Origin of the sequence: Kitasatospora sp. NPDC098663 (assembly GCF_044760075.1) — a bacterium.
Taxonomy (GTDB): Bacteria; Actinomycetota; Actinomycetes; order Streptomycetales; family Streptomycetaceae; genus Kitasatospora.
Genome location: NZ_JBIWAP010000001.1, coordinates 198,114 through 219,069, shown reverse-complemented (window position 1 = coordinate 219,069; position 20,956 = coordinate 198,114). Strand labels below are relative to the sequence as shown.

Below are 20,956 nucleotides of genomic sequence, written 5' to 3'. Positions count from 1 at the left end.
GCGGGGTGGGGCGGGCTGTGTTTGGGTGGCTGCACACTGCTTGGGAGAGGTGATCCTCCGTGACCATGCCCCCGTTCGGATCGAGCGATCCGTTCTCCGATCTGCTCAGCCGCTTCTTCGGGATGAGCCCGATGGCCTCTCCGCCCGCCGTGCAGCGGGTGCCGATCGGGCGGTTGCTGAGCGAGTCCTCGCAGGAGCTGCTGGGGCTGGCCGCGCACCGGGCCGGCGAGGACGGGACCAGCGACCTCGACACCGGGCACCTGGCCTGGGCGGCCACCCGGGTGGAGCCGTCGCGACGGATGCTGGAGCGGGCGGGGATCGACCCGGACCAGCTGGCCGGTGACCTGGAGCGGTCGCTGCCGTCCGGGGACCCGGCGGCGGTGGACGACGGGCAGCCCGCGCTGACGCCGTCGGCCAAGCGCGCGCTGCTGGCGGCGCACGCCCGCTCGCAGGCGGCCGGGGCCTCGTACATCGGGCCGGAGCACATCCTCGGCGCGCTGCTGGACCAGGAGCGATCCGGGGCGGGGACGGCGCTGCGCAACGCGGCGCCCTCGCAGGAGGCGCTGAAGACGGTGCTGGAGGGGCGCGGCGTCGGCGGGGAGCGCAGCAGTACGGGCGCGCACCCGAGCGAGACGCCGACGCTGGACGAGTACGGGCTGGACCTCACCGAGGCGGCGCGCTCGGGACGGCTGGACCCGGTGGTCGGGCGGGCCGAGGAGATCGAGCAGACCGTCGAGATCCTCTCCCGCCGGACCAAGAACAACCCGGTGCTGATCGGCGAGCCGGGCGTCGGCAAGACCGCGATCGTGGAGGGGCTGGCGCAGCGGATCGTCTCCGGGGACGTGCCGCAGAGCCTGCGGGACAAGCGGGTCGTCACCCTGGACCTGACGGCCCTGGTGGCCGGTTCCAAGTACCGGGGCGAGTTCGAGGAGCGGCTGAAGAAGGTGATCGACGAGGTCACGGCGGCCGAGAAGAGCGTGATCCTGTTCCTGGACGAGCTGCACACCGTGGTCGGCGCGGGTTCGGGCGGCGAGGGTTCGATGGACGCTGGCAACATCCTCAAGCCGGCGCTGGCACGCGGCGAACTGAGCGTGGTCGGTGCGACGACGCTGGACGAGTACCGCAAGCACGTGGAGAAGGACGCCGCGCTGGAGCGCCGCTTCCAGCCGGTGCTGGTGCCCGAGCCGAGCGTCGAGGAGACGGTCGAGATCCTGCGGGGGCTGCGGGACGCGTACGAGGCGCACCACCAGGTGCGGTTCACCGACGAGGCGCTGGACGCGGCGGCGACGCTGTCCGACCGGTACGTCAGTGACCGCTTCCTGCCGGACAAGGCGATCGACCTGCTGGACCAGGCCGGTGCCCGGGTGCGGCTGCGCAGCCTGAGCGGCTCGACCGAGGCGACCGGGGTGCAGGACCGGATCACCAAGCTGAAGCGGGAGTTGGACGAGGCCGTCTCGGACGAGGAGTTCGTGCGGGCGGCCAACCTGAAGGCCGAGCTGCGGCAGACCGAGGACGAGCTGGCGGCCGTCGCGGAGTCCCGGGAGGAGGTCGTCGACGTGACCGCCGACGACATCGCGCAGGTGCTGTCGTCCCGGACCGGCATCCCGGTCGCGGAGTTGAACGCGACCGAGCGGGAGCGGCTGCTCAAGCTGGAGCAGCACCTGCACGAGAAGGTGATCGGCCAGGACGAGGCGGTCACCGCGGTCGCCCAGGCGGTGCGCCGCGGCCGGGCCGGGATGGGCGACCCGGACCGGCCGACCGGCTCCTTCCTCTTCCTCGGGCCGACCGGCGTGGGCAAGACCGAGCTGGCGAAGGCGCTGGCGGCGCTGCTGTTCGGCGACCCGGACCGGATGATCCGCTTCGACATGAGCGAGTTCCAGGAGAAGCACACCGTCTCCCGGCTGGTCGGCTCCCCGCCCGGGTACGTCGGCTACGACGAGGCCGGGCAGCTGACCGAGGCCGTCCGCCGCAAGCCGTACAGCGTGCTGCTCTTCGACGAGGTGGAGAAGGCGCACCCGGACGTCTTCAACCTGCTGCTCCAGGTGCTGGACGACGGGCGGCTGACCGACGCCCAGGGGCGTACGGTCGACTTCCGCAACACCGTGGTGATCATGACCAGCAACATCGGCTCGCAGCGCATCCTCGACCACGCCGGGAACGTGGACGAGATCCGCGGCGACCTGATGCGCGACCTGCACCAGCAGTTCCGGCCGGAGTTCCTGAACCGGATCGACGAGGTGATCGTCTTCCACGCGCTCACCCGGAAGGACCTGCTGTCGGTGGTCGGCCTGCTGCTGGAGCGCAGCCGGCGGCGGCTCAAGGCGCAGGACGTGCGGTTGGAGGTCACCGAGGCGGCCAAGGAGTGGCTGGTCAACCGCGGGTACCAGCCGGAGTTCGGGGCCCGGCCGCTGCGCCGGACGATCCAGTCGGAGTTGGACAACCGGGTGTCCAACCTGCTGCTGGACGGCACGGTGCGGGAGGGCGACACGCTGATCGCGGAGGTGAGCGACGGCGACCTGGTGGTCACGCTCGCCCGGCCGGAGGCGTCGGCGACCTTCGAGGAGGCGCAGGAGAAGGCGCAGGAGAAGGCAGGGGAGAAGGTAGGGGACGAGGCGGGGGAGCAGGCGCGGGGGGCCTGATCCGTCGGAGATCCGCCCCGCCGCCGGACGCTCGGGCGGCGGGGCAGCGCGTACCTACGCCTGCGGGAAGACCTCGCGCAGCAGCGGCTCCGGCAGCCCGCGCTTGCGCCACTCGCGCGGGTAGCCGAGCGAGACCTCCTCGAACGGGACGCCGTCGTAGCTGGTCTTGCGGGGGATGTGCAGATGGCCGTAGATCATCGCCGCGGTGTTGAAGCGGCGGTGCCAGTCCGCGGTCAGTTCGGTGCCGCACCACTGGGCGAACTCGGGGTACCAGAGGATCTCGGTGGGGTGGCGGACCAGCGGGTAGTGGTTGACGAGGACGAGCGGTACGTCCGGGTCGCAGGCCGCCAGCCGCCGCTCGGTCAGCCGGACGCGCTCGCGGCACCAGGAGTCGCGGTCCGGGAACGGGTCCGGGTGGAGCATCCGCTCGTCCGCGCAGACGATGCCGCTCTCGTAGGCGGCCGCCAGGGACTCCTCCTTGGTGGTCGTGCCCGGCGCGCGGAAGGAGTAGTCGTACAGGAGGAAGAGCGGGGCGATGCGGACCGGTCCGCCGGCGCCCTGCCAGAGCGGGTACGGGTCCTCGGGGGTCAGCACGCCGAGGCTCCGGCAGAGGTCGACCAGGTGGTCGTAGCGGGCCACGCCGCGCAGCTGCACCGGGTCCTCGGGGTGGGTCCACAGCTCGTGGTTGCCGGGGGCCCACACCACGCGGGCGAAGCGTTCGGCGAGCAGTCCGAGCGCCCACTCGATGCTGGTGGTGAGTTCGGCGACGTCTCCGGCGACGAGCAGCCAGTCGTCGGGGCTGGTGGGCCGGAGCTTCTCCACCAGGTCGCGGTTCTCCTGGTAGGAGATGTGCAGGTCGCTCACGGCGAGCAACCGCCCACCCGCCCCCGTGGGCTCCGACGGCGCGTCGCTGCGGTACTCGGTAGTCACTCCTGCCCCCTGTGGTCACCCGTCCGATGTCGCCACAGTACGTGGCGGACGGGGGCCGTGGGGCGGGTTGACGCGATCGGCGGTGCGAAGGGAGGGGCCGGCGCACCGCCGCCACCGCGCGAACGAGCCATTGCGGCCGAAGTGCTTTCTTGGTGTCGTCTTGACTCTTGACAGTGAGTCATGTCCGCGACAGCTTTGGTGCACCCCCACACCGAGAGGTCTCTCATGAAGAAGCCGCTCATAGGCATGCTCGCCACCGTCCTGGTCGCCGGAGCAACCGCCCTCGCCGGCGCCCTCCCGGCCCAGGCCGCCACCGCGGAGGCCCCCGCCGCCGTGTCCGCCGCGGCCCAGGACGGCCAGTCCCTGAGCGCCCAGGCCCAGGTCACCGACACCAAGGCGGCCCCCCGCGCCGTCAACTTCGCCGGGACGGTGGCCCTCAACAACTGTTCCGGTTCGCTGGTCCGGATGCCAGGCTCGGCCGCGAGCGACCCGGCCCTCGTCCTGTCCAACGGCCACTGCCTGGAGTCCGGGATGCCCGGCCCCGGCGAGGTGATCCTCAACCAGCCCTCCAGCCGGACCTTCACCCTGCTCAGCTCCAGCGGCAGCGGGCTCGGTACCCTGCGCGCGACCAAGGTGGTCTACGGCGCCATGACCGACACCGACGTGTCGATCTACCAGCTGAACACCAGCTACGCCTCGATCCAGTCCCGGTACGGGATCGCCCCGCTGACCATCTCCGCGGCCCACCCCACGCAGGGCACCTCGATCAAGGTCGTCTCGGGCTACTGGAAGAAGATCTACTCCTGCTCGATCGACGGTTTCGCCTACCAGCTGAACGAGGCCGACTGGACCTTCAAGGACTCGGTCCGCTACACCTCCGGCTGCAACGTGATCGGTGGTACCTCCGGCTCGCCGGTGGTGGACGCGAACACCGGGCAGGTGGTCGCGGTCAACAACACGATCAACGAGAACGGCGAGTCCTGCACCCTCGACAACCCGTGTGAGGTCGACGAGAACGGCTCGGTGACGGTGCACCAGGGCATCGGCTACGCCCAGGAGACCTACGGCATCCCGGCCTGCTTCGCCGCCGGCAACCGCTTCGACCTCACCCTGCCCGGCTGCACCCTGGTCCGGCCCTGACCCGACCGTCGCGACGGCCTGACCCGATCGCCGCGACGGCCCTGGCCTGAGCTGGCCTGAGCTGGCCTGAGCCGACCTGAGCTGACCGCCACCCCGCGCCCGGCCGTCACGACGTGACGGAACGGGGGCGACCCCGCTGACCAGCACCGATCCCCGATGGGCCACCCATGAACGGCGGGTGGCCCATTCGGCCGTCCACCGGACGGCCGCCGCACCACCCGCGCCGCACTGTCGGTCCCGACAGGGCGGCAGTCATATCCGTGTGACCAATGGAGAGTTGATGACCACCACGCTGCGAAGGCTGCTGGTTTCCGTCCTGCTGATACCGCTGCTCGCGCTCGGCGGCCTGGCGACCCCGGCGCTGGCCGCCGGTGCCCAGGGCGCCGACGCCGCCGGGGCCGCCCACGGCCGGAGCCCCGCCGACGACCCGAATGCCGACATCAAGGACCGGCTGGCGGCGATCCCCGGGGTGAAGATCACCGAGGAGAAGCCGACCACCACCGGCCACCGCTACTTCCTGCTCACCTACACCCAGCCGATCGACCACTTCCGCCCCTGGCTGGGCACCTTCCAGCAGCGCTTCAGCGTGCTGCACCGGGGCTACGACCGCCCGACCGTCTTCTACACCAACGGCTACACGCTGGGCACCAACCCGTCCCGCACCGAGCCGACCCGGCTGGTGGACGGCAACCAGGTGTCCATCGAGTACCGGTACTTCACCCCGTCGCGCCCCGAGCCGGCGGACTGGTCCAAGGCCGGCATCCGCCAGCAGGCCGCCGACTCGCACCGGCTGGTGACCGCGCTCAAGCGGATCTACCAGCAGGAGTGGCTCTCCACCGGCGCCAGCAAGGGCGGCATGTCCTCCACCTACTTCCGCCGCTTCTACCCGGACGACGTCGCGGGCACGATCGCGTACGTGGCGCCGAACAACACCGACGTCAACGACTACGCGGCCTACACCAACTTCTTCCGCACCGTCGGCACCCCCGAGTGCCGGGCCGCGCTGAACGCCGCCCAGCGCGAGCTGCTGGTGCGCCGCGACCGCCTGGAGACCCGCTACGTGGCCGACAACAAGGCCGCCGGCTCGACCTTCAACACCCTCGGCACGCCGGACCGGGCGTACGAGGCGGGCGTGCTCGACGTGGTCTGGGCGTTCTGGCAGTACAGCACCGAGGCGGACTGCGCCAAGGTCCCGGCCGCGGCCACCGCGACCGACGACGCGCTGTACGCGTGGTTCGACTCGCAGTCCGGCATCACCGGCAACAGCGACCAGTCGCTGGCGAAGTACACCGCGTACTACTACCAGGCCGCGACCGAGCTGGGCGCGCCGTTCTTCGACGTCTCGCACCTCAAGGGCGTGCTGCACTACGACTACAAGGAGCTGTACTCGGCCCGGTCGTACGTGCCGAAGGACATCCCGATCTCCTTCAACCCGAACACGATGCGGGACATCGACCGCTGGGTGAAGCACGACGCCGAGCGGATCATGTACGTCTACGGCGGCAACGACCCGTGGGGCGCCAAGCCGTTCAAGCTCGGCCGGGGCAGTGACGACAGCTACGTGTACACCGTGCCGGGCGGCAACCACGGCTCCAACATCGGCCAGCTGCCGGCCGCGCAGTCGGCGGAGGCGACCGCCAAGGTGCTGGAGTGGGCCGGCCTGGGCGACCAGGACGCCGCCCGCTCGCTCGGCAAGAAGCAGCAGATCCCGCCGTTCGGCCCGCTCGACGAGGAGGGCCTGAAGCTGGAGTCGCAGCGCCACCCGCTGTAGAGCGCCACCCGCTGTGACCGGCGGGCCGTGACACCGTGTGACGCCTTGGAGGAGGCCGTCCCCAGCCGGGGGCGGCCTCCTCGCGCATACGGCGGGGCCGACCCCTGTCTGAAGCACTGAATCAGTGCTTCAATACTTTTATGGCCTACCGACGCACGCCCGCCGTCCAAGCCCGGCTGGACACCCAGCGCGAGGCCGTGCTGCAGGCGGCCGCCCTGCTGCTCGCCGAACGCGGCTACGGCGGCTGCACGATGGCCGCCGTGGCGGACCGCGCCGGGATCGCCACCGGAAGCCTCTACCAGCACTTCGCCAACAAGGCCGAGTTGTCCGTGCAGCTGTTCCGCCGGGTGGTCACCCGCGAGATGGCGGCCGTCAACGCCGCCGTCGCCCTCCGGGAGGGCCCGCGGCAGCGGGTCGCCGCGGTCGTCGAGACCTTCGCCGCCCGCGCCCTGCGCGCGCCCCGGCTGGCGTACGCGCTGCTGGTCGAGCCGGCCGACGCGGTCGTGGACAGCGAGCGCCTGGTGTTCCGCCGGGCGTTCCGGGACGTGATCGCCACCGAGATCGCCGCCGCCGTGGCGAGCGGCGAACTCCCCGAGCAGGACCCGGTGCTGACCGCCGCCGCGCTGGTCGGTGCGGTCGGCGAGGCGCTGGCCGGCCCGCTCGCGGCCGCGCCCGCGCCTGAGCCAACGGCCGCGCCCGCACGGACGGCCGCGCCCGCGCCTGAGCCAACGGCCGCGCCCGCACGGACGGCCGCGCCCGCGCCTGAGCCAACGGCCGCGCCCGCACGGACGGCCGCGCCCGCGCCTGAGCCAACGGCCGCGCCCGCACGGACGGCCGCGCCCACGAAGTCGGCGGGCACCACCGACGTGGTCCCCGCCCTGGTCTCCTTCACCCTGCGTGCCCTGGGAGGACGCGATGACAGCGACGCATGAGGTCACCAACCAGGTGCCCCTGCCGTACGGACACGACACCGCCGCCGATCCGACCCTGCTCGCCGCCCTGCACCGGGCCGGCGCCGGCTGGGCCGAGTCCGAACTGCACGAGCTCGGCCGCCTGGCCGGCTCCGAGCAGGCCGCCGAGTGGGGCCGGCTGGCCAACGAGAACCCGCCCGTCCTGCGCACCCACGACCGCTTCGGCCACCGCGTCGACGAGGTCGAGTTCCACCCGGCCTGGCACGAGCTGATGCGCACCGCCGTCTCGCACGGCCTGCACGCCGCGCCCTGGCGGGACGAGCGGCCCGGCGCCCACTCCGCCCGGGCCGCCAAGTTCTTCGTCTGGGGGCAGGTCGAGGCCGGCCACACCTGCCCGATCTCGATGACGTACGCCGCCGTCCCGGCCCTGCGCGCGAACCCCTCCCTGGCGGGCGAGTTGGAGCCGCTGCTGGCCGCCACCACGTACGACTTCGGGCTGCGCGAGCCGCGCACCAAGCGCGGGCTGATCGCCGGCATGTCGATGACCGAGAAGCAGGGCGGCTCGGACGTCCGCACCAACACCACCAGCGCGACCCCGGACCCGGACGGCACCTACCGGCTGACCGGCCACAAGTGGTTCACCTCGGCGCCGATGTCCGACCTGTTCCTGACGCTCGCCCAGGCTCCGGGCGGGCTCAGCTGCTTCATGCTGCCGCGCGTCCTCCCGGACGGCACCCGCAACCGCCTCCAGCTGATGCGCCTCAAGGACAAGCTCGGCAACAAGTCCAACGCCTCCGCCGAGCTGGAGTACGACGGCGCGGTCGGCTGGCTGGTCGGCGAGGAGGGGCGCGGGGTGGCGACCATCATCGAGATGGTCAACATGACCCGCCTGGACTGCACCGTCGGCGCCGCCTCCGGCATGCGCTACGGCGCCACCCGGGCCGTCCACCACGCCCTGCACCGGCGCGCGTTCGGCCGGCCGCTGGTGGACCAGCCGCTGATGCGCAACGTGCTCGCCGACCTGGTGGTGGAGTCCGAGGCGGCCACCGCCGTCGCGATGCGGCTCGCCCGGAGCACCGACCTGGCCCTGGCCGGGGACGAACCCGAGGCGCTGGTACGGCGGTTGGGCCTGGCGGTGGCCAAGTACTGGGTCTGCAAGCGTGGCCCGGCGCACGCCGCCGAGGCGCTGGAGTGCCTGGGCGGCAACGGCTACGTCGAGGAGTCCGGGATGCCCCGGCTCTACCGGGAGGCGCCGCTGGTGTCGATCTGGGAGGGCTCCGGCAACGTCGCCGCCCTGGACGCGCTGCGCGCCATAGCGAAGCGCCCGGAGACGGTCGAGGCCTTCCTCGGCGAGCTCGACGCCGCCGCCGGGGCGGACCGCCGGCTGGACGCGGCCGTCGCCGACCTGCGCAAGCAGCTCACCGACCAGGCCGACCTGGAGTACCGGACGCGCCGGCTGGTCGAGTCGATGGCGCTGGCCTTCCAGGGCGCGCAGCTGGTCCGCCACGGCAGCCCGGCGGTGGCCGACGCGTTCTGCGCCACCCGCCTCGCCGGCGACCGCGGCTCCGCCTTCGGCACCCTGCCGTCCGGCGTCGACACCGCCGGGATCATCGACCGGGCCCGCCCGGTGCCGGCGTGAGCGAATCCCAGGAGGTCCGCGCGTTCTGGCAGGCCCTGGGCCTGCCGGGCCTCATCGACGTGCACACCCACTTCATGCCGAAGAACGTCCTCGACAAGGTGTGGGCGTACTTCGACGCGGCCGGCCCGCTGGTGAACCGGCCCTGGCCGATCACCTACCGCGAGGCCGAGGAGCAGCGCGTCCAGCGGCTGCGGGACTTCGGAGTCCGGGCGTTCACCTCGATGCTCTACCCGCACAGGCCCGGCATGGCCGGCTGGCTGAACGCCTGGTCGGCCGACTTCGCCGCCCGCACCCCGGAGTGCCTGCACACCGCGACGTTCTTCCCCGAGCCCGAGGCGCCCGGCTACGTGGCCCGCGCGATCGAGGACGGCGCCCGGGTGTTCAAGGCGCACGTGCAGGTCGGCGGCTACGACCCGGCGGACCGGCAGCTGGACGAGGTGTGGGGGCTGCTCGCCGAGACCGGCACGCCGGTGGTCACCCACTGCGGGTCCGGACCGGTGCCGGGCGAGTTCACCGGCCCCGGCCCGATCGGCGAGGTGCTGAAGCGCCACCCCGGACTGGTCCTGGTGGTCGCCCACCTCGGCATGCCCGAGTACCGCGACTTCCTCGACCTCGCCGAGCGCCACCCGGCCGTCCGGCTGGACACCACGATCGCCTTCACGGACTTCGCCGAGGCCGACGTCCCGTTCCCGCGCGCCGAACTGCCGCGCCTGCGCGCCCTCCGGGACCGCGTCCTGCTCGGCAGCGACTTCCCCAACATCCCGTACCGGTACGTGCACCAGCTGGAGGCGCTGGCCGGGGTGGGCCTGGGGGAGGAGTGGCTGCGGGCCGTCTGCCACGACAACGCCGCCGCGCTCTTCGGGCTGCCGGGCTGAGTCGGCCGGTCGCCGGGGGCGCGGCCCTGAGCACCCCGGCGACCGGTCTCGGCCGCGGGCCCTTACCTGCGGGGTAATCGACGCCCGGCGGCCGGGCGGGCAGGGTGGGGAGCCCGGCCGGCGTCACCGCCGCCGGGCCCCGTCCCCGTCCCCGTCAGGAGGCTGATCCGCCATGTCCGCGAACGCCCTCACGCCCGCCCGCCCCGGCCCCGCCTCCCCCCTGTGGACGGTGCGCGGCGTGCTCGCCCTGGACGCCCTGGTCACCGGCGGCAACGGCCTCGTCTACCTGGGCTTCGCCGGCCCGGTCGGCGAACTGCTCGGGGTCGGCCGCGGCGTGCTGCCGGCCCTCGGGCTCTTCCTCACCGGCTACGCCCTCGGGGTCGGCGCCCTGGCCGCCCGCCGGCGGCCGCCGCGGCTCGCGGTGCGGGCGGTGATCGACCTCAACGCCGTCTGGGTGGTGCTCAGCCTGGTGGCGATGGCGGCCTGGCTGGAGCCGACCACGGCCGGCGTCGTCTGGATCCCGTTGCAGGCGGTGGTGGTGGCCCTGTTCGTCGTGCTCCAGTTCACCGCGCTGCGCCGACGTGACGGCCGCGACGGTCGGGCCGGGGGCGTCGGTGGTGGCACCGAGGGGCGCCGCACCTGAACCGGGGTCAGCGTTCCGGGCCGACCGCGTCCTGGAGGAAGCGCACCGTCTGCGCGTCGGCCGGCAGGAGGGTCTCCATGGCCAACTCGGAGACCGTCACGTCCAGCGGCGTGTTGAAGGTCGTGATGGTGGACAGGAACGACAGCACCCGCCCCTCGTGCCGGATCCGCATCGGCAGCGCGAACGGGAACAGCCCGGCGCCGTCCGCCTGCTCCCCGCCCGGGCCCGGGGCGTCCGCCGTCGTCGGGTAGCCGGCGACCTCCTCGTACAGCCGCCGCAGCGCCTCGCCGCGCAGCAGCTCGGTCCGGTGCTCCACCCGCTCCAGCAGGTGCCGCCGCCACTGCGGCAGGTTCACGATGCGCGGCGCCAGCCCCTCGGGGTGCAGGGCGATCCGCATCGCGTTGAGCGGTGGTTCCAGCAGATGCGGGGCGACGCCGTCGAGGAGCAGCCCGAGCGAGCGGTTGGCCGCCAGCACGCGGAAGGTCCCGTCGACGACCAGCGCCGGGTACGGGTCGTGGGCGGCGAGCAGCCGCTCCAGGCCCCCGCGCAGCGCGTCCATCGACGGGTCGTCCAGCGGCGTCTCGGGGAAGTGCGGGGCGTAGCCGGCTGCGAGCAGCAGGGTGTTGCGCTCGCGGACCGGGACGTCCAGGTGTTCGGCGAGCCGCAGCACCAGCTCCCGGCTCGGCCGGGAGCGGCCGTTCTCGACGAAGCTGAGGTGCCGGGTCGAGGAGTCCGCCCGCAGGGCCAGTTGCAACTGGCTGAGCTGCCGCCGTTCGCGCCAGCCGCGCAGCAGCGGACCGACTCCGGTACCCGTCGGGCTGCCCATGCCCGCCATGATCGTCATGGCCAGGACGGTACTGGACCGGGCCAGCTCCGGGGGAGAAGGCCTTTCGGCCCGGTCGGCGTGGCTTCGGCCGGCACGGCCGGGCGGCGGAGTCCCTCGTTCGCTACGGCTTCGGTACGGCTTCGGGGGCCCGGCTCAGACGCCGGTGCTCGACCCCGGCCGGATGACCATCAGCACCACGACCACCGCCCACAGCAGGTTGAACACCCCGGCCGTCATCGGCAGCAGCCGCAGGCCCTGGACGGCCTTGGCGTGCTGCTCCGGCGCGGTGTCGGCGCCGAGCGCGTCCACCGCGGCCTGCTGCCCGGGCAGGACGAAGAGCAGCAGCGAGAGCGCGGCGATCGCGGTGAGCACCATCGAGACGATGATCCAGGACTGCCCGAGCACGTCCATCACCTGGGCGAGGCCGATGCCCATCACCGGCACCGCGACCCCCAGCAGGGCGTAGACCTGGGTGATCCGGTGCAGGATCCGCAGCACGCCCGCGTCCGAGGCCTGATCCGGCCCGCCGGCCAGCGCGGCCTTGGCCCGGCGCGGGAACATGCTGACGGCCACCGCGACCGGGCCTATGAACAGGACCGACGCGAGGACGTGCAGGCTCAGCAGGAACTTGGCCATGGCGGGGACACCCTTAATCCGGCGGTGGGCAGCTGGTGCGGCGGGCGTCCGGTGGCGGCGCGCCCGCGATCAGGCACGCTAACACCGCTTATCCGGGGGCTCGCCGTGCGGGTGGGCGTGCTCGTTCCGCAGCGCGGCGCAGCTCCGCCCTGGTCAGCCCGCCGTCGTCAGCTGGACGATCCTCGGCGCGGCGGTGCTGACCGCCGCGACGGCGGCGCCGTGCTCCGGGTCGGCCCAGTCGAGCAGGTGCAGGTCCTGGTGGCGGCTGCGCAGCGGGGCGCCGGGCGGGACGTCCAGGGGCAGGTCGGACAGGTCGACGGAGGCCAGGGTGTCCAGGGTGGCCCGCCCGATCTTGATCAGCGACTCCTTGCGCACCCACAGCCGCAGGAACGCCCGGTCCGGCTCCGGTGCCGCCTCCACCAGGCGCAGTTCGGCGGGGGAGAGCACCCGGCGGGCGACCGCGCCCAGCGATCCGCCGCGCGCGGCCAGTTCGACGTCCACCCCGACCGGCTGGCGGCCGGCTCCGGCCGCCACCACGCCCCGGGTGTGCGACAGGCTCACGTGCACCTCGGGGTGGTCCGGCAGGTACGGCTTGCCGTGGTCGGCCAGGCCGCAGTCCGGGCACTGCTGGGCGAGGGTGAGCGAGGCCGCCGGGACGTCGAGCAGCCGGGCGGCGCAGAGCCGGACCAGCACGTGGCCGGCGGTGAAGTCGATCCGCCCGGACTCGTGCCGGAAGCGGGCGGCGCGTTCGAGTTCGAGGGGGGTGAGCAGGTGCTCGCCCGCTTCGGGGTGCCGCAGTACGGCGTCGGCGGACGCGACGGCGACGAGCGGCGTGCTCTGGTCCTGGGCCTCGGAGGTCATTGCTCCAACCTAACGGGCGCGGACGTCGGGCGGGGGCGGCGCGGAGGTCGTCCGGGCAGGGCCGGTGGGAGGTGACTGCTGCGCCGCGCGGTGGATTTTCGGATCGGATCTGAGGATCTGTAGGGTAGGAATCGCCCGATTTGAGGTTGGATGTCCCGGATCTGCGGGATCGCCAGCAGATAGTACGAACGGGGCAGGTTGTGCATACCTGCTCCTTTTCCTATGCGCGGAGGAATGTGTCGATGGGTCAGGGCACCGGTACGCCGGATCACAGAACGACCGCCGTGAGAAGAGAACCCGCCACCCGCAGGCGCCGGACCGTCCGGGTCGCCGTGGCGACCGTCGTCGCGGTGTTGCCGCTGGCGGCCGTGCTGACGGTCGGTTCGGCCGCGCCGCTCGCCCCGCCGCTGGGCGCCTGCACGGGCCCCGACTGCCCCGCCACCTGGCCGCCGCCGAACAACGGCGACTTCCCCGGCCGGGACGCCAGCATCAACGTCTTCACCGGTGGCAACTACACCGTCAACGGCCGTGCGGCCGAGGCCGAGGGCAAGATCGTCGCGCTGGGGAACCTCACCGTCGACAAGAACGGCGGCGGCATCTACAACATGGGCGTCGTCGGCGTCGGCTCGCGCGTCGTGCCGCCCAACGGCAGCGACTTCGTCACCACCGGCGGCAACGTCGACGCCGTGAGCGGCAACTCGATCCTGATCGGCGGCAGCGACTCCCACGGCCCGGCCTTCGGCAACCTGCGCCACGCGGGCAGCGTCACCGGCACCGTCAACATCGACCCCACCGGCCAGTCGATCCAGGACCCGAACGCCGCCGCCCCCTACCAGGACGTACTGACCCAGATCGAGGAGATCTCCGACTGCGTCGGCAAGGCCGCCGCGACCGGCACCGTCGCCGTCACCAACAGCGAGGCCACCTTCACAGGTGACGGCACCAGCCTGAAACAGGTCTTCAACGTCTCCCAGAACCTGGCCTCGCCGAGCGGCGGGCAGATCGGACTGGTCTTCAACAACATCCCGGCCGGGGCCACCGTCGTGGTGAACATGCTCGGGGACAGCCCGATCATCAACACCTACACGGGCACCGGCCAGCCCGGGGACCAGACCACCGACATGCGGTCGAAGCTGATGTACAACTTCCCGACCGCGACCTCGGCGCAGATCCTCGGCAGCGCCCAGTTCCAGGGCTCGGTCCTGGCCGGAAACCCCGGCGGCACCACGACCATCGCCCAGCCCGGGATGAACGGCCGGGTGTACCTCGCGGGCAACCTGATCCACACCGGCACCGGCGGCTACGAGATCCACAGCTACCCGTTCGACGGGGACCTGCCGGACTGCCAGACGACGCCGAGCCCGTCGCCGTCCACCTCGCCGTCGTCGTCGCCCTCCTCCTCGCCGTCGTCGTCCCCGTCCTCCTCGCCTTCCTCGTCGCCCTCGTCCTCCCCGTCCTCCTCGCCGTCGGCGTCGCCCTCTTCGTCGCCCTCTTCCTCGCCGTCGTCGTCCCCGTCCTCCTCGCCCTCGGCCAGTCCGTCCAGCTCGGGCCCGGCCCCGACCAGCCACCACCCGTCCGAGCACCCGACCAGCCACCACCCCGGTGGCGGTGGTGAGCTGCCCTCCACCGGCGCGGGCAACGCCCCGATGGTCTTCGGTCTGGCCGGCGTCGGCCTGCTCGGCCTCGGTGGTCTCGCCGTCCTGGCCGCCCGCCGTCGCGGCCGCCACAGCTAGGTCCTGCCCGGGGCAACGAGCAACCGCAACAACAGCAACAACGGCCCAGACATGCGTCGGCCCCTCGCCCAGCACGGGCGAGGGGCCGACGGCGGCTCAGCGGGAGCGGAAGAAGCGGTCCACCGTGCGGCGGCCGGCGGCGACGGCGTGCACCGGTTCACCGCCCACCCGGCCGGCCAGCGTAACAGCCAACTCCCCTACGTCCTGCCGGAGTTGTTCGGCGGCCTGGGCCCGGTCGGCGGCGCTTCGGCGCGGATGGCCTCGGCGCGTTCGGTGCGGCCCTCGGTCGCGTCCCACCGCTCGGTCTGGACCCGCTCGACGCGGGGGAGGATGCGGTGGCCCAGCGTCCACGTGATCAGGAAGAACAGGGTCAACCCCAGGGCCAGCATGAAGGGTTCGGGCGAAAGTGGTCCGAGTTCGATGTTCACGCAAACCTCCCCTTGTGACTGACGATGAGTCAATCGAGAGGTTTCCCGAGGGCGATGGGAGTCGAACTTGACCTGGGCATGGCGTGCGTCACTGTCCCGTGGCGGGCCGCGCCGCGGCGCCGGGCCTCAGGTCACCTCGCCGCGGCGGGAGAACCGCTCCTCCCGCCACTCCCCGCCGGCCAGCACCTCGGCCAACTCCCGGGCCGCGTCCCAGACGTCGGTGTACGAGAGGTACAGCGGGGTGAAGCCGAACCGCATGAGGTCGGGCGCGCGGAAGTCCCCGATCACACCGCGCGCGATCAGTGCCTGCACCACCGGGTAGCCGTCGGCGTGCCGCAGCGCGACCTGGCTGCCCCGCCGGGCGTGCTCGCGCGGGGTCACCACCTCGATCCCGTCCAGCCCCTCGACCAGCCCGATGAACAGGTCGGTCAGGGCCAGGCTCTTCGCCCGGACGGCGGCCGGGTCGGCGCGCTCCCAGACGTCCAGGCTCGCGCCCAGCGCGGCCTGCCCGAGCAGTGACGGCGAACTGGTCAGGAAGCGCCCGATGCCCGGCCTGGGGTCGTACCCGGGTTCGAAGGCGAACGGGCGGGCGTGCCCGAACCAGCCGCTCAGCGGCTGCCGCGGGCCGGCCGCCAGGTGCCGCTCGGCGACGTACAGGAAGGCCGGCGAACCGGGGCCGCCGTTCAGGTACTTGTAGGTGCAGCCGACCGCGAAGTCCGCGCCCGCGGCGCCGAGTTCGACCGGCAGCGCGCCCACCGAGTGGCAGACGTCCCAGATCATCAGCGCGCCCGCGGCCTGCACCCGGGCGGTGATCCCGGGCAGGTCCAGCAGCTCGCCGGTGCGGTAGTCCACGTGCGAGAGGACGACCGCGGCGACGTCGCCGTCCAGGTGCCGGTCCAGCTCCTCGGGCCGGACCAGCACGCTGCGCGCGCCCTCGACCAGGCCGGTGGCGCCCTCGGCGATGTACAGGTCGGTCGGGAACGCCTCGCCGTCGCCCAGCACCGTGCGCCGCCCGGGGCGCAGCCGCAGCGCGGCGACGAGCACCTTGAACAGGTTCACCGAGGTGGTGTCGCAGACCACCACCTCCTCCGGCCCGGCCCCGACCAGCGGGGCGATCCGCCGCCCCAGCCGGTACGGCTGCTCGAACCAGCCGGCGTCGTTCCAGCTGCGGATCAGCTCCCGGCCCCACTCCTCCTCGACCACCTGCCGCACCCGTTCCGCGGTGCGCACCGGCAGCGCGCCGAGCGAGTTCCCGTCCAGGTAGACCACCCCGTCCGGCAGGGCGAACTCCTTGCGGAACGCCGCCAGCGGGTCGACGGCGTCCAGCGCCGCGCACTCCTCGCGCGTGACCATGCCCATCCCCTCGTTCACAGCTCGTCCCGGATCGTCCACAGCTCCGGGAAGACGTCCTGCTCGGCGGACCTGCGCAGCCAGCTCAGCCCGCTGGAGCCGCCCGAGCCGGGCTTGCCGCCCATGGTCCGCTTGACCGCGGACAGGTGGCGCTGGCGCCAGCGGGTGACCCGCTCGGCGACGTCCAGCAGCGCCTCGGCGAGCGGCTGCAGGTCGGCGTGCTCCGGGTCGGTGTAGACCAGGCGCCAGGCCGCGGCGACCTCGTCGCCGGCGCGGTAGCGCTGCTCGGAGGGCTCCGGGCGCAGCGGCAGGCCGCGCCGGGCCAGCAGGGCCAGCGCGTCGTCGTACAGGCCGGGGGAGCGCAGCGCCTCGGTCAGCTCGGCCTGCGTCCGCGGCATCCCGTCGTACATCGCGAGCAGTGCGGCGTTCTTGTTGCCGAGCAGGAACTCCAGGTGCAGGAAGGCCGCGGACTGGAAGCCGGAGGCCTGGCCGAACGCCGCGCGGAAGCCGTTGAACTCCTGCGGCGTCATGGTGGCCAGCAGGTCCCAGGACTCCACCAGCACGTCCTGTACGTGGGTGCCGCGCCGCAGCGCGGCCAGTGCGGCGGGCAGGTCGTCCTCCCGCAGCGCGCGCTGGGCGAGCGTCCACTCGTGCCGCAGCAGGTCGAACAGCAGCTCCATCACCTGCGTGGTGACGATGAACGACAGCTCGGCCGGCACCTTGCTGCGCGGGTGCTGCAGGCTGTGCAGCTCGTCCAGGCACACGTAGCGGGCGTACGGGGTGCCCCGATCCGGCTCCCCGTGCCGATCGAACGACAGGCTGGGCGTCTCCACCGTGTCGTGCCCCATCCCGATTCCTCCTGATCCACCCGGGCCCGTCGCCCGGACCGGCGACCAGACGGACGGCCTGGTTCCACCGGGGTGCCCATTGTGCGGCGGTGCGACCCCCCGGTTGAATGGTCGACGGACACCGCAACCGCGATCCGGGTTGTCGTTCGCGAGGCGTTCGGCCGATTCGCTTTACGGTCGCGAAACCACCCGTTCCAGTCACTCCGGGAGCCGTCATGGACGCCGTCGACCGCCGCCTGCTGGCCGAGTTGCAGACCGACGCCAGACTCTCCTACAACGAACTCTCCCGCCGGGTGAGCCTGTCCGCACCCGCGGTGGCCGAACGGGTCCGCCGACTGGAGTCCGACGGCGTGATCACCGGGTACCACGCCCACGTGGACCTCAGCCGGGCCGGACTGCCGATCACCGCGCTGGTCCAGATCCAGTGCTACGGCCCGCGCTGCGTGCTGCGCGACCCCCAGGTGGCCGCCTGGCCGGAGGTGCTCCAGTTGCACCGGGTCACCGGCGGGGCCTGCTGCGCGCTGCTGGTCGCGGTGCCCACGATGGCCGATTTCGAGGCCCTGTGCGACCGGCTCGGCGGCTACGGCCAGCCGTCCAGCTCGATGATCCTCTCCAGCCCGGTGCCCTGGCGGCCGGTGGTCGCGCCCGCCGGGACGTAGCGCCGGGGAGCCGTCGCCCCGGCGCGGCGCGGCGCCGTCGCGACCAAGGAGCGGCCCGGGGCCGGAACGGTAGGTTCCTCGGCATGCCGAACGAGCGTCACATCCTGCTGCTGCCCGGGAGCCTGCGGGCCGGTTCCGCCAACGAGACCGTGCTGCGCACCGCCGCCGCCGTGGCCGCCGCCACCCCGGGCCTGCGGGCCACCTACTACGCGGGGCTGGCCGGCCTGCCGCACTTCAACCCGGACCACGACACCGACCCGCTGCCCGGGCCGGTGGCCGCCCTGCGCGCCGCCGTCGAGGCCGCCGACGCGCTGCTGGTCTGCACCCCCGAGTACGCCGGGACGCTGCCCGGCTCCTTCAAGAACCTGCTGGACTGGACGGTCGGCGGGACGGAGATCGCGGACAAGCCCGCCGGCTGGATCAACGCGGCCGGCCCGGGCCGGGGCCAGGGCGCCGAGGCCACCCTGCGGACCGTCCTCGGCTACACCGGTGCGGCGGTGGTGGACGGCGCCTGCGTTCGCATCCCGCTGGACCGCGGGGCGGTCGGCCCGGACGGGCTGGTCGCCGATCCGCTGGTGCGGGAGCGGATCGGCGAGGTGCTGGCCCGGCTGGCGGCGGCCGCGGTCTGACGAGTGGCGGCCCGACGGGCGGCGGCCCGGCTCAGTGCCCTTCGGGCAGGTGGACCCCGAGCCCGGCCAGGCCGGTCAGGAACAGTTCCACGCCGACCGCCGCGAGCAGCAGCCCGAGCAGCCGGGAGAGCACCTCCAGCGAGGTGCGGTGGGTGCGCTGCATCAGCGGCGCCAGCAGGGCCACGCAGACGTAGTTGATCACCACGACCGCGAGGTAGGCCCCGCCGATGGTGGCCTTCCAGCTCCAGTCGTTGCGGGCGAGCGAGGCGACCAGCACGGCGCTGACCGCGAGCGGGCTGGCGATGTACGGCAGCAGGAGTTCGCGGATGCCGTCCACCATCGGGTTCGGCAGGTGGTCGTCGTCCTCGTTCTCGCCGCCGAGGTGGACGCCGAAGACCAGCGCGACCGCGTAGATGAAGAAGATCGTCCCGCCGGCGAGCTGCAGCGACTGGTCGCTGATGTGGAAGAGCGTGGTGACCTCGTCCGCGGTGAAGCCGAGCACCAGGCCGATCACCGCCGAGATGATCGTGCTCCACGCCGCCAGCCGTCGCAGTTCCCGGGTGCTCCGGGTGGAGGCCAGCCGGGCGAAGGCCAGCAGGACCTTGGGCGGGCCGACCACGGCGAAGAAGGTGATGAAGGCGCTGCTCAGATTGAAGACGAACATGCGCCAAGCATGACCGCGGCGGCCGGTGCGGCCGCTCCGCCACGCCACGCCCCGCGGTCGGGCGTGGCGCGAATCTCGCCCGGGGGCGGTTCATTCCCGGTCGCCGACGAATTCGCCCGGATGGCCGTCCCGGCTCGAACGGGTGCGCGCTCTCGGCTCCCATGGAAGTCGGATCACCTCCCCGGGAACGAGGATGCGACATGTGTCTGAACCGTAAGGACCTGGGCCTGCTGGCCCTGCGCGGCGCGGTCGGCGGGGTGCTCATCGCGCACGGCACCCAGAAGCTGTTCGGCTGGTTCGGCGGCGGAGGCCTGGAGGGCACCGCCCAGGCGATGGAGCACATGGGCTTCCACCCCGGCCGGCAGAGCGCCATCGCGGCGGGCGCCGGTGAGGCGGGCGGCGGCGTGCTGCTGGTCGCCGGGCTGGCCACCGGCGCGGCCGGCGCGGTGGTGGCCGGGACGATGGCCGGCGCGGTGGCGGTGCACACCCCCGGGGGCTTCTTCGCGACCTCCGGCGGCTACGAGTACCCGGCCTTCCTCGGCGCGGCCGGGCTGGCGCTTGGCCTGGCCGGTCCGGGGCGGTACTCGCTGGACCACCTGACCTGCCACGTCCTCGACCAGCCGTGGATGGGCCTGGTGGCCTTCGCGGGGTCCGTCGCCGGGGCGTACGGCGTGGTGGCGCGGCGCCGGCACGTGGTGCGGCTGCGCGAGGAGCGGGCCGCGATGGAGGCGGACGAGCAGGAGGGTTCGGGACTGTCCTGAGGCGTCGGCGGTCCCCGGGCTGTCCCAGGTCCGGTCCGGCCCGGCCCGCCCCGGTCACCCGGAGGGACCAGTCCTGCTGGCGGCCCCCGGGCGGCCCTCGGAGGGTGGTCGGGAAGGCGTGCCGGGCAGCCCGGCGCCGGGGCAGAAACGAGGGACCGCATGGACCGCCTGGACCGCATGGACCGCCAGCCGCTCACCCGGACCGATGCGAGGCCGCGGGTCACCGCGCGGCACCTGGACGCGCCGCCGGTGCGCCGCCAACGCCGGGCGGTGGCCGGGGTGTTGGCCGCCACCATGGTCGCCGCGGTGGCGCTGGCGGGCTGCTCCTCCGGAAAGAGCGCGAGCAGCGTGGCCACCTCGGCCTCCGCCGCGATCGAGCGGGGCGCCTCGGCCGCGGCCTCCGCCGCCTCGGCGCTAGCCTCGGTGGCGGGTGGGGCGGGGGCGGTGATCGCCTCGGCGGAGGCACGGGCCTCGGCGGCGGTGTCGGCGGCCTCCTCGGCGGTCTCCGGGATCAAGGGCGGGCTGGACGCCAAGGCGGACGTGGCGGTCGGGGCGGTGAGCACCGGCTCGGACGGCAGGGCGCAGGTGGACCTGACCATCACCAACCACGGGCAGCAGTCGTACCGGTACGTGATCCAGGTCGACTTCACCGACGACTCCGGCACGGTGCAGGACGCGACCGCGGTGACGGTCCAGGACGTGGCGGCCGGCCGGAGCGCCCAGGCCACCGCGCGCAGCAACCGGGACCTCTCGGGCAGCCTGAAGGCCGTGGTGGCGAACGCGCTGCGCTACTGACTTCCCGCTGCTGGTTCTCCGCTGCTGGTTCCCAGGTCAGCGCGGGTGTCGGGCGGGGGCCGAACCTTAAGCGCGGCTCAAGGCCCAACGGGACCCCTTGACGGGGGAGTTGGTCTAGTCCATTTTTATTGCCCAGGTGCAGGGAGCCCCTGAACCGGCGTCAACGGCCTCGTGCCGCGGGCGCCGGTTCGGCACATCCCGGTGTCCGTCCAGGCCCG

Annotated in this window: 20 protein-coding genes; 12 read left to right on the top strand and 8 right to left on the bottom strand. The window is 73.3% G+C overall.

Features of this window, described 5'->3' with window-relative positions; translation table 11 throughout:
* Nucleotides 1–65 precede the first annotated feature (65 nt).
* Nucleotides 66–2,639: an ATP-dependent Clp protease ATP-binding subunit gene (locus ACIQVZ_RS00975; protein WP_402446383.1), complete on the top strand. Its 2,574-nt coding sequence runs from the start codon at nucleotides 66–68 to the stop codon at nucleotides 2,637–2,639.
* Between the two features lie 54 nt (nucleotides 2,640–2,693).
* Here the strand turns inward: ACIQVZ_RS00975 and ACIQVZ_RS00970 are convergent, their stop codons facing one another.
* A complete protein-coding gene (locus ACIQVZ_RS00970) occupies nucleotides 2,694–3,569 on the bottom strand; it encodes a metallophosphoesterase family protein (RefSeq protein WP_402446053.1) in 876 nt (291 codons plus the stop codon).
* A gap of 225 nt (nucleotides 3,570–3,794) precedes the next feature.
* On the opposite strand from ACIQVZ_RS00970, the gene ACIQVZ_RS00965 reads away from it, so the two are divergent.
* From ACIQVZ_RS00965 to ACIQVZ_RS00940, 6 genes are all read left to right on the top strand, one after another.
* Nucleotides 3,795–4,709 carry a serine protease gene (locus tag ACIQVZ_RS00965; RefSeq protein ID WP_402446051.1) on the top strand — a complete coding sequence of 305 codons (915 nt, stop codon included), beginning with the start codon at nucleotides 3,795–3,797 and terminating at the stop codon, nucleotides 4,707–4,709.
* A gap of 280 nt (nucleotides 4,710–4,989) precedes the next feature.
* The gene (locus ACIQVZ_RS00960; RefSeq protein WP_402446048.1) at nucleotides 4,990–6,480 is read left to right on the top strand and encodes a S28 family serine protease; all 1,491 of its coding nucleotides are present in this window, start codon (nucleotides 4,990–4,992) and stop codon (nucleotides 6,478–6,480) included.
* Between the two features lie 140 nt (nucleotides 6,481–6,620).
* Complete coding sequence (locus tag ACIQVZ_RS00955; protein WP_402446045.1) at nucleotides 6,621–7,412, top strand: TetR/AcrR family transcriptional regulator; 792 nt, start codon at nucleotides 6,621–6,623, stop codon at nucleotides 7,410–7,412.
* Nucleotides 7,396–9,030, top strand: a complete 1,635-nt coding sequence (locus tag ACIQVZ_RS00950; protein ID WP_402446042.1) for an acyl-CoA dehydrogenase family protein — start codon at nucleotides 7,396–7,398, stop codon at nucleotides 9,028–9,030. The genes ACIQVZ_RS00955 and ACIQVZ_RS00950 overlap by 17 nt, the downstream gene beginning before the upstream one ends.
* Nucleotides 9,027–9,905: an amidohydrolase family protein gene (locus ACIQVZ_RS00945; protein WP_402446040.1), complete on the top strand. Its 879-nt coding sequence runs from the start codon at nucleotides 9,027–9,029 to the stop codon at nucleotides 9,903–9,905. Before ACIQVZ_RS00950 ends, ACIQVZ_RS00945 begins: the two co-directional genes overlap by 4 nt.
* A 172-nt stretch (nucleotides 9,906–10,077) precedes the next feature.
* Complete coding sequence (locus tag ACIQVZ_RS00940; RefSeq protein WP_402446037.1) at nucleotides 10,078–10,548, top strand: hypothetical protein; 471 nt, start codon at nucleotides 10,078–10,080, stop codon at nucleotides 10,546–10,548.
* A gap of 7 nt (nucleotides 10,549–10,555) precedes the next feature.
* Here the strand turns inward: ACIQVZ_RS00940 and ACIQVZ_RS00935 are convergent, their stop codons facing one another.
* The 3 genes from ACIQVZ_RS00935 to ACIQVZ_RS00925 all read right to left on the bottom strand — a co-directional run bounded on the left by ACIQVZ_RS00935 (nucleotide 10,556) and on the right by ACIQVZ_RS00925 (nucleotide 12,871).
* Nucleotides 10,556–11,392, bottom strand: coding sequence for a helix-turn-helix domain-containing protein (locus ACIQVZ_RS00935; RefSeq protein ID WP_402446035.1), 837 nt, complete (start codon nucleotides 11,390–11,392; stop codon nucleotides 10,556–10,558).
* Between the two features lie 135 nt (nucleotides 11,393–11,527).
* Nucleotides 11,528–12,010, bottom strand: a complete 483-nt coding sequence (locus ACIQVZ_RS00930) for a DUF2269 family protein (RefSeq protein ID WP_063347418.1) — start codon at nucleotides 12,008–12,010, stop codon at nucleotides 11,528–11,530.
* A 153-nt stretch (nucleotides 12,011–12,163) separates the two neighbouring features.
* A complete protein-coding gene (locus tag ACIQVZ_RS00925) occupies nucleotides 12,164–12,871 on the bottom strand; it encodes a 4'-phosphopantetheinyl transferase family protein (protein ID WP_402446030.1) in 708 nt (235 codons plus the stop codon).
* Nucleotides 12,872–13,155: 284 nt separating this feature from the next.
* Between ACIQVZ_RS00925 and ACIQVZ_RS00920 the strand changes: the two genes are divergently transcribed.
* On the top strand, nucleotides 13,156–14,604 hold the full coding sequence (locus tag ACIQVZ_RS00920; RefSeq protein ID WP_402446027.1) for a choice-of-anchor A family protein: 1,449 nt from the start codon (nucleotides 13,156–13,158) through the stop codon (nucleotides 14,602–14,604).
* 197 nt (nucleotides 14,605–14,801) lie between these two features.
* Here the strand turns inward: ACIQVZ_RS00920 and ACIQVZ_RS00915 are convergent, their stop codons facing one another.
* From ACIQVZ_RS00915 to ACIQVZ_RS00905, 3 genes are all read right to left on the bottom strand, one after another.
* Nucleotides 14,802–15,032: a hypothetical protein gene (locus ACIQVZ_RS00915; protein ID WP_350878091.1), complete on the bottom strand. Its 231-nt coding sequence runs from the start codon at nucleotides 15,030–15,032 to the stop codon at nucleotides 14,802–14,804.
* Between the two features lie 126 nt (nucleotides 15,033–15,158).
* On the bottom strand, nucleotides 15,159–16,385 hold the full coding sequence (gene kynU / locus ACIQVZ_RS00910; RefSeq protein ID WP_402446025.1) for a kynureninase: 1,227 nt from the start codon (nucleotides 16,383–16,385) through the stop codon (nucleotides 15,159–15,161).
* Nucleotides 16,386–16,399: 14 nt separating this feature from the next.
* Complete coding sequence (locus ACIQVZ_RS00905; RefSeq protein ID WP_350878089.1) at nucleotides 16,400–17,230, bottom strand: tryptophan 2,3-dioxygenase family protein; 831 nt, start codon at nucleotides 17,228–17,230, stop codon at nucleotides 16,400–16,402.
* 215 nt (nucleotides 17,231–17,445) lie between these two features.
* On the opposite strand from ACIQVZ_RS00905, the gene ACIQVZ_RS00900 reads away from it, so the two are divergent.
* Both ACIQVZ_RS00900 and ACIQVZ_RS00895 read left to right on the top strand, forming a co-directional pair.
* On the top strand, nucleotides 17,446–17,889 hold the full coding sequence (locus tag ACIQVZ_RS00900; RefSeq protein ID WP_350878088.1) for an Lrp/AsnC family transcriptional regulator: 444 nt from the start codon (nucleotides 17,446–17,448) through the stop codon (nucleotides 17,887–17,889).
* 83 nt (nucleotides 17,890–17,972) lie between these two features.
* The gene (locus ACIQVZ_RS00895; RefSeq protein WP_350878087.1) at nucleotides 17,973–18,518 is read left to right on the top strand and encodes an NADPH-dependent FMN reductase; all 546 of its coding nucleotides are present in this window, start codon (nucleotides 17,973–17,975) and stop codon (nucleotides 18,516–18,518) included.
* Between the two features lie 31 nt (nucleotides 18,519–18,549).
* Here ACIQVZ_RS00895 and ACIQVZ_RS00890 read toward each other — a convergent pair whose 3' ends face one another.
* A complete protein-coding gene (locus ACIQVZ_RS00890; protein WP_350878086.1) occupies nucleotides 18,550–19,182 on the bottom strand; it encodes a MarC family protein in 633 nt (210 codons plus the stop codon).
* Nucleotides 19,183–19,382: 200 nt separating this feature from the next.
* Between ACIQVZ_RS00890 and ACIQVZ_RS00885 the strand changes: the two genes are divergently transcribed.
* Both ACIQVZ_RS00885 and ACIQVZ_RS00880 read left to right on the top strand, forming a co-directional pair.
* Nucleotides 19,383–19,943, top strand: a complete 561-nt coding sequence (locus ACIQVZ_RS00885; protein WP_350878085.1) for a DoxX family membrane protein — start codon at nucleotides 19,383–19,385, stop codon at nucleotides 19,941–19,943.
* A 159-nt stretch (nucleotides 19,944–20,102) separates the two neighbouring features.
* Nucleotides 20,103–20,738 carry a hypothetical protein gene (locus ACIQVZ_RS00880; RefSeq protein WP_402446019.1) on the top strand — a complete coding sequence of 212 codons (636 nt, stop codon included), beginning with the start codon at nucleotides 20,103–20,105 and terminating at the stop codon, nucleotides 20,736–20,738.
* The last annotated feature ends 218 nt before the right edge of the window (nucleotides 20,739–20,956 follow it).

Coding starts and splice junctions, on each gene's coding strand:
- ACIQVZ_RS00975 (WP_402446383.1), top strand. CDS start 66: ATGCCCCCGTTCGGATCGAGCGATCCGTTCTCCGATCTGCTCAGCCGC.
- ACIQVZ_RS00965 (WP_402446051.1), top strand. CDS start 3,795: ATGAAGAAGCCGCTCATAGGCATGCTCGCCACCGTCCTGGTCGCCGGA.
- ACIQVZ_RS00960 (WP_402446048.1), top strand. CDS start 4,990: ATGACCACCACGCTGCGAAGGCTGCTGGTTTCCGTCCTGCTGATACCG.
- ACIQVZ_RS00955 (WP_402446045.1), top strand. CDS start 6,621: ATGGCCTACCGACGCACGCCCGCCGTCCAAGCCCGGCTGGACACCCAG.
- ACIQVZ_RS00950 (WP_402446042.1), top strand. CDS start 7,396: ATGACAGCGACGCATGAGGTCACCAACCAGGTGCCCCTGCCGTACGGA.
- ACIQVZ_RS00940 (WP_402446037.1), top strand. CDS start 10,078: ATGTCCGCGAACGCCCTCACGCCCGCCCGCCCCGGCCCCGCCTCCCCC.
- ACIQVZ_RS00935 (WP_402446035.1), bottom strand. CDS start 11,392: ATGACGATCATGGCGGGCATGGGCAGCCCGACGGGTACCGGAGTCGGT.
- ACIQVZ_RS00930 (WP_063347418.1), bottom strand. CDS start 12,010: ATGGCCAAGTTCCTGCTGAGCCTGCACGTCCTCGCGTCGGTCCTGTTC.
- ACIQVZ_RS00925 (WP_402446030.1), bottom strand. CDS start 12,871: ATGACCTCCGAGGCCCAGGACCAGAGCACGCCGCTCGTCGCCGTCGCG.
- kynU (WP_402446025.1), bottom strand. CDS start 16,385: ATGGTCACGCGCGAGGAGTGCGCGGCGCTGGACGCCGTCGACCCGCTG.
- ACIQVZ_RS00905 (WP_350878089.1), bottom strand. CDS start 17,230: ATGGGGCACGACACGGTGGAGACGCCCAGCCTGTCGTTCGATCGGCAC.
- ACIQVZ_RS00900 (WP_350878088.1), top strand. CDS start 17,446: ATGGACGCCGTCGACCGCCGCCTGCTGGCCGAGTTGCAGACCGACGCC.
- ACIQVZ_RS00895 (WP_350878087.1), top strand. CDS start 17,973: ATGCCGAACGAGCGTCACATCCTGCTGCTGCCCGGGAGCCTGCGGGCC.
- ACIQVZ_RS00890 (WP_350878086.1), bottom strand. CDS start 19,182: ATGTTCGTCTTCAATCTGAGCAGCGCCTTCATCACCTTCTTCGCCGTG.
- ACIQVZ_RS00885 (WP_350878085.1), top strand. CDS start 19,383: ATGTGTCTGAACCGTAAGGACCTGGGCCTGCTGGCCCTGCGCGGCGCG.
- ACIQVZ_RS00880 (WP_402446019.1), top strand. CDS start 20,103: ATGGACCGCCTGGACCGCATGGACCGCCAGCCGCTCACCCGGACCGAT.